Origin of the sequence: Azoarcus sp. DN11, assembly GCF_003628555.1 — a bacterium.
Taxonomy (GTDB): domain Bacteria; phylum Pseudomonadota; class Gammaproteobacteria; order Burkholderiales; family Rhodocyclaceae; genus Aromatoleum.
Genome location: NZ_CP021731.1, coordinates 1773326 through 1788099, shown reverse-complemented (window position 1 = coordinate 1788099; position 14774 = coordinate 1773326). Strand labels below are relative to the sequence as shown.

General features: G+C 66.7%; 15 protein-coding genes. 7 read left to right on the top strand and 8 right to left on the bottom strand.

Translation table 11 applies throughout. The features are described 5' to 3' along the window. Window positions 1-6: 6 nt before the first annotated feature. The gene (locus CDA09_RS08175; RefSeq protein WP_121430787.1) at window positions 7-651 is read right to left on the bottom strand and encodes an RluA family pseudouridine synthase; all 645 of its coding nucleotides are present in this window, start codon (window positions 649-651) and stop codon (window positions 7-9) included. 76 nt (window positions 652-727) lie between these two features. Next, on the bottom strand, window positions 728-1627 hold the full coding sequence (locus tag CDA09_RS08170; RefSeq protein ID WP_121428165.1) for a LysR substrate-binding domain-containing protein: 900 nt from the start codon (window positions 1625-1627) through the stop codon (window positions 728-730). Between the two features lie 120 nt (window positions 1628-1747). Here CDA09_RS08170 and CDA09_RS08165 point away from each other — a divergent pair, with 120 nt between their 5' ends. Next, window positions 1748-2992 (top strand): MFS transporter, encoded by a 1245-nt coding sequence (locus CDA09_RS08165; protein WP_502697091.1) that lies wholly within the window; start codon window positions 1748-1750, stop codon window positions 2990-2992. A 24-nt stretch (window positions 2993-3016) separates the two neighbouring features. On the opposite strand, the gene CDA09_RS08160 is transcribed toward CDA09_RS08165, so the two are convergent. Together CDA09_RS08160 and CDA09_RS08155 are read right to left on the bottom strand one after the other, a co-directional pair. After that, window positions 3017-3334, bottom strand: a complete 318-nt coding sequence (locus CDA09_RS08160) for a CBS domain-containing protein (RefSeq protein WP_286164420.1) — start codon at window positions 3332-3334, stop codon at window positions 3017-3019. Between the two features lie 137 nt (window positions 3335-3471). Continuing rightward, window positions 3472-3909, bottom strand: coding sequence for an RrF2 family transcriptional regulator (locus tag CDA09_RS08155; RefSeq protein ID WP_121428163.1), 438 nt, complete (start codon window positions 3907-3909; stop codon window positions 3472-3474). Window positions 3910-4076: 167 nt separating this feature from the next. Here CDA09_RS08155 and CDA09_RS08150 point away from each other — a divergent pair, with 167 nt between their 5' ends. Both CDA09_RS08150 and CDA09_RS08145 read left to right on the top strand, forming a co-directional pair. Then, window positions 4077-4316 carry a hypothetical protein gene (locus CDA09_RS08150; RefSeq protein WP_121428162.1) on the top strand — a complete coding sequence of 80 codons (240 nt, stop codon included), beginning with the start codon at window positions 4077-4079 and terminating at the stop codon, window positions 4314-4316. A gap of 91 nt (window positions 4317-4407) precedes the next feature. After that, window positions 4408-5184, top strand: coding sequence for a ferredoxin--NADP reductase (locus CDA09_RS08145; protein ID WP_121428161.1), 777 nt, complete (start codon window positions 4408-4410; stop codon window positions 5182-5184). Between the two features lie 42 nt (window positions 5185-5226). Here the strand turns inward: CDA09_RS08145 and lptG are convergent, their stop codons facing one another. Continuing rightward, on the bottom strand, window positions 5227-6306 hold the full coding sequence (lptG, locus tag CDA09_RS08140; protein WP_121428160.1) for an LPS export ABC transporter permease LptG: 1080 nt from the start codon (window positions 6304-6306) through the stop codon (window positions 5227-5229). Beyond that, a complete protein-coding gene (gene lptF, locus CDA09_RS08135) occupies window positions 6303-7382 on the bottom strand; it encodes an LPS export ABC transporter permease LptF (protein WP_121428159.1) in 1080 nt (359 codons plus the stop codon). The genes lptG and lptF overlap by 4 nt, the downstream gene beginning before the upstream one ends. Window positions 7383-7488: 106 nt before the next feature. Here lptF and CDA09_RS08130 point away from each other — a divergent pair, with 106 nt between their 5' ends. The 4 genes from CDA09_RS08130 (at window position 7489) to CDA09_RS08115 (ending at window position 12853) form a co-directional block, all read left to right on the top strand. Further along, window positions 7489-8988 (top strand): leucyl aminopeptidase, encoded by a 1500-nt coding sequence (locus tag CDA09_RS08130; RefSeq protein ID WP_121428158.1) that lies wholly within the window; start codon window positions 7489-7491, stop codon window positions 8986-8988. A gap of 17 nt (window positions 8989-9005) precedes the next feature. After that, window positions 9006-9446, top strand: coding sequence for a DNA polymerase III subunit chi (locus CDA09_RS08125; RefSeq protein WP_121428157.1), 441 nt, complete (start codon window positions 9006-9008; stop codon window positions 9444-9446). After that, on the top strand, window positions 9443-9922 hold the full coding sequence (locus CDA09_RS08120) for a hypothetical protein (protein ID WP_121428156.1): 480 nt from the start codon (window positions 9443-9445) through the stop codon (window positions 9920-9922). The genes CDA09_RS08125 and CDA09_RS08120 overlap by 4 nt, the downstream gene beginning before the upstream one ends. An 84-nt stretch (window positions 9923-10006) precedes the next feature. Next, entirely contained in the window at window positions 10007-12853 is a 2847-nt protein-coding gene (locus CDA09_RS08115; protein ID WP_121428155.1) for a valine--tRNA ligase, read from the top strand. A 102-nt stretch (window positions 12854-12955) separates the two neighbouring features. Here the strand turns inward: CDA09_RS08115 and CDA09_RS08110 are convergent, their stop codons facing one another. Both CDA09_RS08110 and CDA09_RS08105 read right to left on the bottom strand, forming a co-directional pair. Next, the gene (locus CDA09_RS08110; protein WP_121428154.1) at window positions 12956-13186 is read right to left on the bottom strand and encodes a sulfurtransferase TusA family protein; all 231 of its coding nucleotides are present in this window, start codon (window positions 13184-13186) and stop codon (window positions 12956-12958) included. Window positions 13187-13258: 72 nt separating this feature from the next. Beyond that, window positions 13259-14713 carry a beta-barrel assembly-enhancing protease gene (locus CDA09_RS08105; protein ID WP_121428153.1) on the bottom strand — a complete coding sequence of 485 codons (1455 nt, stop codon included), beginning with the start codon at window positions 14711-14713 and terminating at the stop codon, window positions 13259-13261. Window positions 14714-14774: the final 61 nt, after the last annotated feature.

The window sequence follows — 14774 nt, the reverse complement described above, 5'->3', positions numbered from 1 at the left end:
GTCGCATCAGAACGGGACGGCGCTCTCGAACGTCAGCGGAACGCGCCGCTCCGGGTGGATGAAGGCGATCGCCGCGGCGTGCAGGTGCAGGCGCGCGTGGCGCTGCGCGCTGTGCGGCGGCGCGTAAAGGACGTCGCCGAGGATCGGGTGCCCCAGCGACATCAGGTGCACGCGCAGCTGATGGGTGCGCCCCGTCACCGGCTCCAGCTCGACGCGCGACACTGCAGTGTCGCCCTCGCCGCTGCGCGCGACGACGCGATACCGCGTGAGCGCCCGCCGCCCGCGCTCGCGGTCGACCATCTGGCGCGGGTTGTTGTCCGGATCGGCGGCCAGCGGCAGGTCGATCTCGCCGCGGTCACCCACGACCAGTCCATGCACCGCAGCGACATAACGTTTGCCGACCGTGCGCTGCGCGAACGCGTGATTCATCCGCCGCAGCATCTCCGGCCCACGCGCGAGCAGGATCAGGCCCGAGGTCGCCATGTCGAGCCGGTGCACGAGCAGCGCATCGGGATACTGCGCCTGCACCCGCAGCTCGAGGCAATCCTGCCGATCCTCGCCGCGCGCGGGCTGCGAAAGGAGGCCGGACGGCTTGTCGGCGACGACGATGGCGTCGTCCGCATAAACGATGGCGGGAGCGAGGTGCGGCACGATTTCAGGCGGGGCGGGCAACGGTCGCCGTCTTTTATCAGGATTCCCCGGCGCCGGCAAACCGGCCGCGGATCACTCACGCCGGCGGAACGGCAATCCTGTCCAGCACATCGAGGAAGGTACCGATTACCGGGCTGGGCGGCCGGTCCGCGCGCGCCACAGCGAGCGACAGGTAGGCATCCTCGTCGCTGATCGCCAGATAGCGGACGCGCGGCAGTTGCACGCATTCGAGCGGGGCCGGTAACACAGCGACACCCAGCCCCGACGCGACGAGACCGATCTGCGTGGTCGCTTCGCGCGCCCGCTGCACGACACGCGGCTCGAAACCCGCCCCGCGGCACAGATCGCCGACGATCGCGGGAAGCCCGGTTCCGATGTCGAGTGGATACGCGATGAAGCCCTCGTCGCGACACTCGGCCAGCGAAACCTCTTTCCGCGCGGCGAGCGGATGCGCGGAATTGACGACGAGCCGCAGCCTGTCCCGCCCGATCTCCCGCGTCACGACGCCGGGAGGCACGACCAGTCCGCGATAGCGCACGAGCCCGACATCGATGTCGCCACGCAGCAGCGCCGCAAACTGGTCCCCCGTGAACATCTCGCGCAACTGCAGATCGACCTGCGGAAAGTCGCGGCGATAGGTGTAAAGGACGTCGGCCAGCGTCGTCGTGTAGGGCAGCGAGGACGTGAAGCCGACGCGCAACTCACCGAGCTCGCCCCGCCCCGCACGACGCGCATCCTCGGCCGCGGCCTGCGAGCGCGAAAGAATCTCCCGCGCGTGATCTAGGAAGCGCCTGCCCGCTTCGGTCAGCGCCACGCGCCGCTTGCTGCGCTCGAAGAGCGGCGTGCCGATCTCGTCCTCGAGGTCGCGGATCTGCATCGACAGCGGCGGCTGGCCGATGTGCAGGCGGGCCGCCGCGCGCGTGAAGTTCAGTTCCTCGGCAACGGCAAGGAAATAACGAAGGTGGCGTAGCTCCATTGATCTGTTTTACAGATTTATTTATCCAATTGAATATATTGGACGTATGCATCGTGCGCAACCTAGCATTCAGTCACGTGCCGCATCGCGGCCAGCGACCGACCGGAGATTCGCACGACAATGCCAGACCCTGCGCCAGAAGCCGCCATCAAGGATTCCTCCCACATCGAGGCTGGCACACCCGCCTTCCGGCGCGCCAACCTCGCCATGTTCGTCGGCGGCTTCGCGACCTTCGCCCTCCTCTACGCGCCCCAGCCGATCCTGCCGCGCCTCGTGTCCGACTTCGCTGTCGCGCCCACCACTGCCAGCCTTGCCGTCTCCCTTGGCACCGCCGCCCTCGCGATGCTGCTGCTGCCCGCCAGCGTGCTGTCGGACCGCTACGGACGCCAGCCCCTGATGAAGACCTCGCTCGCCCTCGCGACGGTCATCGCCTTCGCGACCGCCCTGGCGGCCGACTTCAACCAGTTGCTCGTGCTGCGCATGCTGCTGGGCGCCGTCCTCGCCGGCCTGCCTGCGTCGGCGATGGCCTGGCTCGGCGAGGAAATCTCCCCGCGCGCGCAGGGACGGGCAATGGGCCTCTACATCGCCGGCAACGCGCTGGGCGGCATGAGCGGGCGCTTTCTCGTCGCCTGCATCACCGACTGGAGTTCATGGCGGATCGCCGTCGCGACGCTCGGCGTGCTGGGCCTCGTCGCAACGATCGTGTTCTGGCGCTGCCTGCCGGCCTCGCAGCATTTTCGCGCGCGCGACATCCACCCCGCGCGCATCCTCGCCGACGTCCGCACACTGTTCGCCGATGCCGGGCTGCGTCGCCTCTTCGCAACCGCCTTCCTGCTGATGGGCGTCTTCACCAGCCTCTACAACTACCTCGGATTCCGCCTGCACGCGGCGCCCTTCGAACTGGGCCAGAGCGCGATCGGCGCCGTCTTCCTGCTCTACTTCGTCGGCACCCTGTCATCGGCCTGGACAGGACGACTCGTCGACCGCATCGGGCGCCGCGCCGTCCTATGGACGATGATCCTCGTAAGCAGCACGGGACTCGCAGTGACGACGGCCAACCACCTCCTGGCGATCGTCGTCGGCGTCGCGGTCTTCACCTTCGGCTATTTCGGCGCCCATACGACGGCCAGCGGCTGGGTCGGGCGTCGCGCCGGCGAGCGCCGCGCACTCGCCACCGCAATCTACCTGTGCAGTTACTACCTCGGCGCGAGCGTCATCGGCACGCTCTCCGGTCTGGCATGGGAATCCCGTGGGTGGACGGGCGTGACCGCCGCACTCGGCGTCTGCATCACCCTCGCCTTCTTCACTGCAAGGCGGCTGCGCAAGCTGGTGCCTTCCACATCGAGCAAAGCGCTCACGGCCTGATCCGGCGGATCGGCGCGCGCCGCGTCAGGCGGACTTGCGCACTTGCTCGACCACCCTGAGCTTCGCAGGTCCGTTTGCCGCCGGCTCCTCCAGCTGCATGCGCGCCGTGACCACCCGCGGCGACATCAGCTCACGCACCGCAACGTCCCCGCCGGGATGTTCGGCAATGCGTGCGCGCGGCAATCCATTGCCCTGAACAAAAAAGTCGTGCAGCGTCACCACGCCCGCCAGCCTGCCGCCGGCAGACACCACCGGCAGGGCCTTGACCCGATGGCGCGCGAGCAGCGCCCATGCTGCCGCAATCGGCGCATCTGCCGAAACCGTGACGACGTCGGCCGCCATGATGTCCGCGCAACGGATTTCCCCCATGCGGCGACGATGCGCGCGTGCCTCCGCTGCAACGATGATCTCCTCCAGGTCGTCGTTGCTGATGTCCAGCCACTACGACCTGCAGGCGGTTCTCGAGGCGCGAGGTGAGTTCACGCACTGCGCCGCAGGATGTGCACGACCTGTCCCTGGGGGCTGTCCAACAGCTCGGCCAGGGAAACGCCGTCCAGCACGTGCAGGAAGGCCTCCAACGCCTTGCCCAGCACCCCCTTCAACCTGCAATCGGGGGTCAGCAGGCACTGGCTGTCGGTGCCGAAACATTCCACCAGCGCCATCCCGCGCTCCATGCTGCGCACCACCTCGCCGACGTTGACTGCCGCGGGTGCACGCGCGAGCCGCAACCCGCCGCCCTTGCCCCGCAAGCCCTCGACGAATCCGTCGCGAACGAGATGGTTGGCAATCTTCATCAGATGGCTGCGCGAGATCCCGAACCGTTCCGACACCTCCGCGATCGTGACCAGCCGCTCGCCATTCACGGCGAGGTAGATCAACACCCGCAAGGCGTAATCGGTGTGCTGGGTCAGATGCATGGGCCCTCTCTGTCATCGTTTGTTGGACGAATCCGGCGTTCCATTATAGACGCCAGTGCACAAAGATTCATATCAGTTGACTCTTTTTAAAGATGAACTTTATATTCATCTTAAGGCGCGCATCCGCCGCGCTCGAAAACGACGCCATCCCCACAGGAGGATCCGCGATGCAACCCGCCCCAACTTTCACCCGCCGCAGCCTCACCATCGGCCGCCTGACGATGGCCTTCTCCGCCCTCGGAATGGTCGCCGCCACGCTGGTCGCCTACCCTTACGCCGAACGTTTCAGCATGGGAATCCAGATCGCCAGCCACCTGGCCCTGCCGATCTCCGCCGCGTTCTTCAAGATCGGCTATGTCGTGCGCCTCGCCTCGCACCACGCCCTGGGCAACATCTCCGCCGGCTGAGCCGCAGCTTCCCGCGCAGGCCTGCACCTGCTGGAACACCACCGCTGCCGAACTTCGATGCCGGGACCCATCCGGCAATAACGAGGATCCGATGATCGCACTCGACGAAAAAATCACCGTCGCCCGCCTGCTGTCGAAGCGGCGCTGGACGCCGAAGCTGCTCTCGTTCCGCCTCGCACGCGACCCCGGATTCCGCTTCGCTCCCGGGCAGTTCGCGCGACTCGACCTGCGCAAGCCGAACGGCAGTCCGGTATGGCGCGCCTATTCGATCGCTTCGGCAACCTGGGACGACCATCTCGAGTTCTACTCGATCATCGTCCCGGGCGGGCAATTCACAAGCCTGCTGGATAAGCTGGAAGTCGGTGACGAGGTGATGATCGAGCGCGCACCCTACGGCTTCCTCACCACCAACCGCTTTGCCGACGGTCGCGACCTGTGGATGCTCGCAACCGGCACAGGTCTCGCCCCCTTCCTGTCGATCCTCCAGGACGAGGCAAGCTGGCGCCGCTTCGAGCGCCTCGTCCTCGTCCATGGTGTACGCGAATCGGCCGAACTCACGTACCGGGAAGAGATCGCCGCCCTGCGCGATCACCCCCTGTGGTCAGACGTCGGAGAACGCCTGAGCTATCAGCCGGTCCTGAGCCGCGACCGATTGCCGCAGGCGCTATCGGGACGGATTCCGGCGCTTCTCGACGACGGCTCGCTGGAAGCGCGCGCAAGCCTTCGGATCACTCCGGAGCACTCCCGCGTGATGGTGTGCGGCAGTCCCGACATGGTCCGGGACACGCATCGGGCATTGATCGCGAAAGGCTGTCGACTCAGCCGGCTCGCCGCTCCCGCGCAGATCGCGGTCGAGAACGGCTGGTAGCGCCAGCCGGCGCCCGAAGGACAGCGCCGGCGCGCGAACGCTTCAGCGCCGATCGACCCAGAACAGCAGCGCCGCCGCCGCGAGAAGGAACAGGAGGCTGGGCGTCACCGCCGCAAGCGCGGGAGACCAGTTGTTGATCACGCCGAGATTCGAGAACAGGCCGTTCAGCAGGTGAAAGCCGACCCCCAGCATCACGCCGAGGAAAACCTTCACGCTGACCCCGCCCCTGCGGTCGTGGGTCAGCGCGAACGGCAGCGCCAGCGCCATCATCACCAGCGCGGCGAACGGATAGCTCAGCTTCTTCCACAGCGCGATCTCGTAGCGATCCGAGTTCTGCTGGTTCTCGCGCAAGTGGTTCACATACGCCACGAGCGTCATCACCGACATCCGCTCCGGCAGCACCATCAGCACGCTCAGCACTTCCGGCGTCAGTTCCGATTTCCAGTCCAGTTCCGGCATGTCCACCACTTCCGTGCGATTCCCGAGGAAGCGCGTCTGCCGGATACCGCTCAGGCGCCAGATGTTCGCGTCCGTGTAATACCTGCCCCCCTCCGCTTCCGTGACCGACTGCAGCGCACGATGGTCATCGAACTCGTAGATCCGCACCTTTTCCAGGCTGCGATCCGGCTGAAGGGTCTGCACGTTAACGAAACGCGGTCCGTCCTTCACCCACAGACCCGATTTCAGCTGGTTCGAAACCGTGGAACTGGTCGCCGTCAGACGCCACTGCTGGGCAGCCCGCTCGGCCGGCGGCGCGATGTACTCACCGACGATGAAGGTCGCAGCGACGAAGATCACCCCGATTCCGGCGAGCACGCGCAACATCTTCAGCGTCGACATCCCCGAGGCCCGCATCACGGTGATCTCGGAATGCCGCGCGAGCGTCGTCAGCGAATACAAGGTGCCGATCAGCACCGCGATCGGCAGCAGCTCGTACACGCGCCCGGGCAGGATCATCGCCACGTACAGGAGGGCATGATGCAGCTCGTAGCCGCCCTTGCCGACGGAATCAAGCTCGTTGAGGAAGTCGAAGAATGCGAACAGGCACAGGAAGGCCAGCAGCACCATGAAGGTCGCACCGACGATTTCCCGCGCGAGATAGCGGCTGAGCACCTTCGTCATGGACGGGCCCGCCAGAAGGGCGACACCGCGAGGCGCCGGTAGAACATCAGCGCCAGCAGGGCGAGCACGACGACGTGCGGCAGCCACACGGCAAGCCCGAAACGCAGCCGCCCCTGTCCCACCCAGGACTGGAAGATGCTGATCGCGTTGCTATACACGAGATAGGTCAGGATCGCGAACATCAGGTTGTTTGCCCGCCCGGCGCGCGGATTCACGAAGGACAGCGGGATCGCCATCAAGGCCAGCAGCAGCGCCGCGACCGGCACGCCCAGACGCCCCAGCAGCTCGCCCAGGTTGTGCTCCGTCGGCGACTGCAACAGCTCGAGCGTGGGAATCACGCGCGAGCGCACGCCCTGGCTCTCCGTCTTGCGCTCCTCGATCAGCACCGAATAAGTCTCGAATTCCATCACCCGGTACTCGGGCGTGCCAGGTTCCCCTTCGTAGCGCCGCCCCTTCTCCAGCACGACGAAACGGTCACCGTTCTCATCGGTGTGCAGCGACCCCTCGGCGGCCATGATCACGCTGAGGCGCCCGTTCTGCTCCGAACTGATGAACACGTTGCGCGCCTTGCCGTTCTCTCCCGCCCCCATCTCGACGAAGAACACACGCTGCGCCCCCGCGGATTCGCGGAAAACGCCCGGCGCCACCCGCGAAGCGTCGTCGCGCGCATCGAGCCGCGCCTGGAACTCCGCGTTCTTCAAGTGCGCCCAGGGCGACAGGAACAGGGTCGCGGCCGCGATGCCCAGCACGATCGGCAGCGCGAAGCGCAGCACCGGCCGGATGAAGGCCGTCAGCGGCACGCCCGAGGCGAACCACACGACCATCTCGGAGTCGCGATACGAACGCGACAAGGGCATCAGCACCGCGATGAACACCGTGAGCGACAGCACGATGGGCAGTTGGGTCAGCGCACCGAAGCCGATCAGCGCGAGCACCGCGTCCGAGGGTACGCGGCCGCCGGCCGCCTGCCCGAGCAGGCGCACCAGCACCACGGTGATGACGATCGCGAACAGCGCGACGAACACACCGACGGCCGATTGGGAGAATTCACGCCGGAGGGCGCGGCTGAAAATCATCGCGCGGACTTCGATCTCAATGGAGTACGGGGTTTTTGACGCATTTGCCGCGAACAGGCCATAATCGGCGGCAATCGGAACGACGCGTCTTATAAAGGAGCTGGGCGTGGAATTTACCATAAAGACCGGAGCCCCGGAAAAGCTGAAAACCGGCAGCCTCGTTGTCGGAACGTTTGCGGACGGAAAACTCGACGATGCCGCCGCAGCCCTGGACAAGGCCTCCAAGGGCAAGCTTGCGGCCCTTGTCGCGCGCGGCGACCTGGACGAGAAGGCAGGCTCCCTGCTTGCACTGCACGATCTCCCCGGCTGCGCCGCAGAACGCGTCATTGTCGTCAGCCTCGGCAAGCAGGACGAATTCGGCGACCGCGCCTGGCGCGATGCCATCGGTTCGGTAGCCCGGACGCTCGCGGCCTCTCCCGCGCACGACGCCGCGGTCTGCCTCGCGGACGTGGAGATTCCCGGACGCAGCATCGAATGGGCCCTGCAGCAACTCGCGCGCGTACTGGCCGATGCCACGTATCGCTACGACGCGACCAAGTCGAACAAGAAGGACGACAAGCCGCGCGGCGCCCGCAAGGTCGTGCTTGCGACGGGCAACAAGATCTCGGCGACCATGGAAGCCGCGGTCAAGCGCGGCCAGGCCATCGCCGAAGGCATGGCGCTGGCGAAGGAGCTCGGCAACCTGCCAGGCAACATTTGCACGCCGACCCATCTCGCGGAAACCGCCGCCGAACTCGGCAAGCAGTTCAAGCTCAAGGTCGAAGTGCTCGAACGCGAGGACATGGAAAAGCTCGGCATGGGCTCGCTGCTCTCGGTCGCGCGCGGCTCGCACCAGCCGCCCAAGTTCATCGTCATGCAGTACAAGGGCGGCAAGGCCAAGGACAAGCCCGTCGTGCTCGTCGGCAAGGGCATCACCTTCGACACCGGCGGCATCTCGCTCAAGCCCGGTACCGAGATGGACGAGATGAAGTTCGACATGTGCGGCGCCGCCAGTGTCCTCGGCACCTTCAAGGCTCTCGCACGCATGGCTCTGCCGATCAACGTCGTCGGCATCGTCCCGACCACGGAGAACATGCCCGGCGGCGCTGCGACCAAACCGGGCGACGTCGTCACGTCGATGAGCGGTCAGACCATCGAGATCCTCAACACCGACGCCGAAGGCCGCCTGATCCTGTGCGACGCGCTGACCTACGCCGAGCGCTTCAAGCCCGCCTGCGTCATCGACATCGCCACCCTCACCGGCGCCTGCGTCGTCGCGCTGGGCAAGATCCCGAGCGGCCTGCTCGCCAACGACGACGAGCTCGCGCGCGAGCTCACCGACTGCGGCACCGTCTCCGGCGACCGCGTCTGGCAGCTGCCGCTGTGGGACGAGTACCAGGACCTGCTCAAGAGCAACTTCGCCGACGTCGCCAACATCGGCGGCCGCTACGCCGGCACGATCACCGCGGCCTGCTTCCTCGCGCGCTTCACCAAGGCCTACAAGTGGGCGCACCTCGACATCGCGGGAACGGCCTGGCTGTCCGGCGACGCGAAGGGCGCCACCGGCCGCCCCGTGCCGCTGCTGGCCGAATTCCTGATCGCCCGCAGCCAGGGCGGCAAGGTCTGAGGCAGGGAACCGTCGCGATGCCGCCGCGGGTGCAGTTCTACCACAACGCCGAGCACCCGCTCGCGCTGGCCTGCGACCTTGCCGCCCGTGCCTTCGGCAGCGGCCGCAAGGTCGCCCTGCGCACGGCCGACGCCGCATCCGCCCGCCAGCTCGACCAGCTGCTATGGAGCTTCGAGCAGCAGGCTTTCGTCCCGCACGTGATGGCCGGCTCTGCGCTCGCAGCCGAGACGCCGGTCGTCGTCGGCCACGCCGAAGCGCCCGGCGAATGGCCGCACACCGAGATCCTCTTCAACCTCGCCGACGACGTGCCGCCCGGCTTCGAGCGCTTCCGCATGGTGGTCGAGATCATCGGGCAGAGCGAAGCACAGAAGCGCCCGGCGCGCGCGCGCTGGATGCACTACAAACAGAAGGACCTGCCCCTGCAGGCCTTCGACGCCATCCGCAGGGAGGCCCTATGAGCCCCTGGCCGCTACCGCCACGACTCGAGCCCGACGACGACCTGAAGGCTGCCGATCTCCTCCTGGGCAAGGCCGACGCCCTGCTCAAGCGGCACCGCGGCCCGGAACCGAACCTGCCCGAGCCCGTGGAGGAAGTCTCCCTCGAAGAGGAAGACCTCCCCGTCCTGACAGAAGTCGTCGCGGCGGAAAACCTGCCCACGGCACTCAAGGCGCCCCAACCGTCCCCATCGAAACGCCCGGCCAGCGCACTCGCCGAACAGCTCATCAGCCTCGACACCGAAGTCTCCCGCGCCGTCGAAGCGTGGTTCCACGCCGAACTGCCGGAGATCGTCGCGCGCGAACTCGACAAGCTCGGCGCCCGCATCCGCGAACAGGCGCTCGCCCACTTACGCGCAACGCTGCTGCCCGCGCTGTCCGCGCATATCTCGCACCACCTCGAGAAGAACACCGACGTTCTCCCGCCGGACGAACCCTGAACAGGCTGGAACCGCGCTCGGGCGCAAGGGCGGCGGCCTCGATCCGCTATAATCGACCCTTTGCCTTCAGCCCCAGAGCACACCATGGAACTGGCCAAGAGTTTTGAGCCGGCGGACATCGAAGCCCGCTGGTATCCGGAATGGGAGTCGCGCGGTCATTTCGACGCCGGACTGGACAAGTCCAACCCCGATGCCTTCTGCATCCTGCTGCCGCCGCCCAACGTCACCGGCACGCTGCACATGGGCCACGGCTTCAACCAGACCATCATGGACGCGCTCACCCGCTACCATCGTATGCGGGGCTTCAACACGCTGTGGCAGCCGGGCACCGACCACGCCGGCATCGCGACGCAGATCGTCGTCGAACGCCAGCTCGACGCCAAGGGCATCTCGCGCCACGACCTCGGCCGCGAGAAGTTCCTGGAAAAAGTCTGGGAATGGAAGGAATACTCCGGCGGCACGATCACGCGCCAGATGCGCCGCATGGGCACCTCGCCCGACTGGAAGCGCGAGCGCTTCACGATGGACGCCGGCCTGTCGAAGACCGTCACCGAAACCTTCGTGCGCCTCTACAACGAAGGCCTGATCTACCGCGGCAAGCGCCTCGTGAACTGGGATCCGAAGCTCGGCACCGCGGTCTCCGACCTCGAAGTGGTGTCGGAAGAGGAAGACGGCTTCCTGTGGCACATCACCTACCCCTTCAGCGAAGGCCCGATCGGTGACCTGAAGGGCCTCACCGTCGCGACGACACGTCCCGAAACCATGCTTGGCGACGTCGCCGTCATGGTGCATCCGGAAGACGAGCGCTACGCCCACCTGATCGGCAAGACCGTCCACCTGCCGCTGTGCGACCGCGAGATTCCGATCATCGCCGACGACTACGTCGACCGCGAATTCGGCACCGGCTGCGTCAAGGTCACCCCGGCGCACGACTTCAACGACTACGCCGTCGGCCTGCGCCATAAGCTGCCGATGATCAGCATCCTGCGCCTCGACGCCCACGTCAGCGACGACGCGCCGGAAAAGTACCGCGGCCTCGATCGCTTCGTCGCGCGCGAAGTCATCGTGCAAGACCTCGAAGCGCTCGGCCTGCTCGCCGCCGTCAAGCCGCACAAGCTGATGGTGCCGCGCGGCGACCGCACCAGCGCGGTCATCGAGCCGATGCTCACCGACCAGTGGTTCGTCGCGATGAGCAAGGCTGGCGCGGACGGCAAGAGCATCACCGGGAAGGCGCTCGACTGCGTCGCCTCGGGCGAGATCCGCTTCTACCCCGAGAACTGGGTCAACACCTACAACCAGTGGCTCAACAACATCCAGGATTGGTGCATCTCGCGCCAGCTGTGGTGGGGCCACCAGATCCCGGCGTGGTACGCCGACGCCGAAGGCGACGCACGCGTGTGGGTCGCGCATTCCGAGGACGAAGCCAAGGCGCTCGCCGCGAAGGACGGCTATACCGGCAAGCTGCGCCGCGACGAGGACGTGCTCGACACGTGGTACTCATCCGCGCTGTGGCCGTTCTCGACGCTCGACTGGACCTCCGAGTGGCCGGCGAAGTCGAACGACGCCCTCGACCTCTACCTGCCGTCGTCGGTCCTCGTCACCGGCTTCGACATCATCTTCTTCTGGGTCGCGCGCATGGTCATGATGACCAAGCACCTCACCGGCAAGATTCCGTTCCGCGACGTCTATGTCCACGGCCTCATCCGCGACGCCGAAGGCCAGAAGATGTCGAAGTCGAAAGGTAACGTGCTCGACCCGATCGACCTCATCGACGGCATCGCGGTCGAGGAGCTCGTGAAGAAGCGCACCTTCGGCCTGATGAACCCCAAGCAGGCGCAAAGCATCGAGAAGAAGACGCGCAAGGAATTCCCCGAAGGCATCCCCGCCTTCGGCACCGACGCGCTGCGCTTCACCTTCGCGTCGCTCGCGACGCCGGGCCGCGACATCAAGTTCGACCTATCGCGCTGCGAAGGCTACCGCAACTTCTGCAACAAGTTGTGGAACGCCACGCGCTTCGTGCTGATGAACTGCGAAGGCCACGACTGTGGCATCGACGCCGCCGCCGGCAGCGCCGCCTGCAATGCCGGGACGCTCGACTTCTCCTTCGCCGACCGCTGGATCGTTTCGCGCCTGCAGCGCGCCGAAGCCGACATCGGGCAGCACTTCAAGGACTACCGCTTCGACCTCGTCGCCAAGGCCGTCTATGAGTTCGTCTGGGACGAGTATTGCGACTGGTACGTCGAACTCGCAAAGGTGCAGATCCAGAACGGCAGCGCAGCCCAGCAGCGCGCCACCCGCCGCACGCTGCTGCGCGTGCTCGAGACGGTGCTGCGCATCGCCCACCCGCTGATCCCCTTCATCACCGAGGAGCTGTGGCAGACGGTTGCCCCGCTCGCCGGCCGCAAGGACGCCGAGAGCATCATGCTCGCACGCTACCCGCAAGCCGACCTCGGCCGCATCGACGAAGCCGCCGAGGCGAAGATCGCGGAGCTGAAGGCCATCGTCGGCAGCTGCCGCAACCTGCGCAGCGAGATGGGCATCTCGCCCGCCCAGCGCATGCCGCTGGTCGCGGCGGGCGACGCGGCCGCACTGAACGTCTACGCGCCCTACCTCGCCGGCCTTGCGCGCCTGTCGGGCGTCGAGATCGTCGATGATATCGGCGCGGACGAACTCGCCCCGGTGTCGGTATCCGGCGCCTTCAAGCTGATGCTGCGTGTCGAGATCGACATCGCCGCCGAACGCGAGCGCGTCGCCAAGGAAATCGCGCGGCTGGAAGGCGAAATCGCCAAGGCCGAAGGCAAGCTCGGCAACGCGAGCTTCGTCGAACGCGCCCCTGCCGCGGTCGTGCAGCAGGAACGCGAACGCCTCGCCGGCTTCGTCGCGACGCTGGACAAGCTTCGCCCGCAGTTCGAAAAACTCGCGCAGCGCTGATTCCGCACGGCTGAGAACAACAGGGGCCGCCCCGCCATCGGGGTGGCCCCTTTTCGTATCGCCGCCACGTCGACCATCAAGGCCAGGCGCGCCGGCAAACGTTTACTTGCGCTTCAGGTAGAACTCGAACGCATTGTCCCCGGTCTCGCCCTGCTGCAGCAGGTCGTTCCCGGTCTGCCGGGCAAACGCCTGAAAATCCTTCACCGAGCCCGGATCGGTCGCCAGCACCCGCAACACCTGGCCGGCAGTCATTTCGGCGAGCGCCTTCTTGGCGCGCAGAATCGGCAGCGGGCAGGTCAGCCCGCGCGCATCGACTTCCTTGTCAACTTGCATCACGCGACATCCTCACAGACAGTTGCCGCCATTCTACCCCAGCGCCATGGCGACGCCCGCCGCACGCGACCGTCATTCGCCGCGGTTCCCGCCGCGCTCGCGCTCCTCGCGCCGACGCTCGCGCTCCTGCTCCTTGAGTTCGCGCAGGCGCGCATCCACTGCGGACAACTCGTAGAAATTGCCGTCGCCGGCGCGACGCGCCCATTCCAGCTGCTCGATCGCCGCAGGCACCGCACCGCGAAGTACATAGACTTCCGCCTGCGCCCGATGCTGGGCCGCGCGGTGGCCCTGGTCCGCTTCCGCACGCGCCACGAAGGCCCACATGCGCGAATCGCGGCTGCGACTCTGCACCGCGGCGCGCGCCATCGTGCCGGCTTCCTTCGCCTGCCCCGCCTGCAGCAACGCGTCGATGAGGGCGTACTGGACCGCTGTGCTGTCGGCAAACCGCTTCCGCGCAACCTCGAGCACCTTCACCGCGCCGGGCGCATCGTGCTGAGCCAGCCGGAGCTCAGCCGCAAGCATCTCGACAAAGGTCGACGGCGGCGCATCCTTGCGCAGCGTCTCGAGTTGCCGCCCGACGTCGTCCAGCCGCCCCGCCGCCAACAGCGCGCGCGCCAACCCGTAGCGCACCGAGACGTCGGCGCCATTCCTGGCCGCCTGGGGCTCGAACTCGCGCACGGCGTCGATCGGCGGCATTGCGGCCACGCGCAGCTTCGCACGCACGAATCCGAAGTCGGCCGAATCGGGCACCTGCTTGTAGCGCATCTGCCCGACGCGGTTGCCCATGTCGGAAATCCGCTCCTGCGTCAGCGGGTGGGTGCGCAGGTAGCTCGGCGCATTGTTCTCGTAAAGACGGCTGGAGCGCTGCAGGCGCTCGAAGAAGCTCGGCATGCCGCGCACGTCGAAACCCGCGCCTTCCAGGCTCTGCAAGCCGATACGATCGGCCTCGCGCTCGAAGTCGCGCGTATAGCCGAGCTGCGCCTGCAAGGCGCCGGCCTGCCCTGCCGCGATGGCTGCCTCGCTGACCTGCGAATTGCTGCGTGCCGCCAGCACTGCAACGAGCAGCGATGCCAACATCACCATGCTGGTCTGGCTCTGCTTGCCGAACATCTGTGCGATATGCCGCTGCGTCACGTGCGCGACCTCGTGCCCGAGCACCGACGCCAGTTCGGACTCCGATTCGGCGGCGAGGATCAGCCCCGTATGCACGCCAACGTAGCCCCCCGGCAAGGCGAACGCGTTCAGCGTGGCGTCGCGCACGACGAAGAAATCGAAATCCTGCTGTGGCGTCGGGCTCGCCGCGACGAGCCGCCGCCCCAGGCGATTGACGTAATCCTCGACCTCGGAATCGTCGAGATAAGCCGGATCGCGCCATCGGATGTCGCGCATGATCGATTCGCCGAGCTTGCGTTCGGCGAGCGGCGAAAGTTCGGACGCCCCCACGTCGCCCAGATCCGGCAAACCGGCCGCGTTCAGGCGCGGCACAAGGGCGATGCACAGGAGCAGGATAAGAAGTCGTCTGATCATCGGGTGCTATGATACCGGGCAACCATCAACCGTTCCGCGCGGAATGTATCCCTCTGTACGC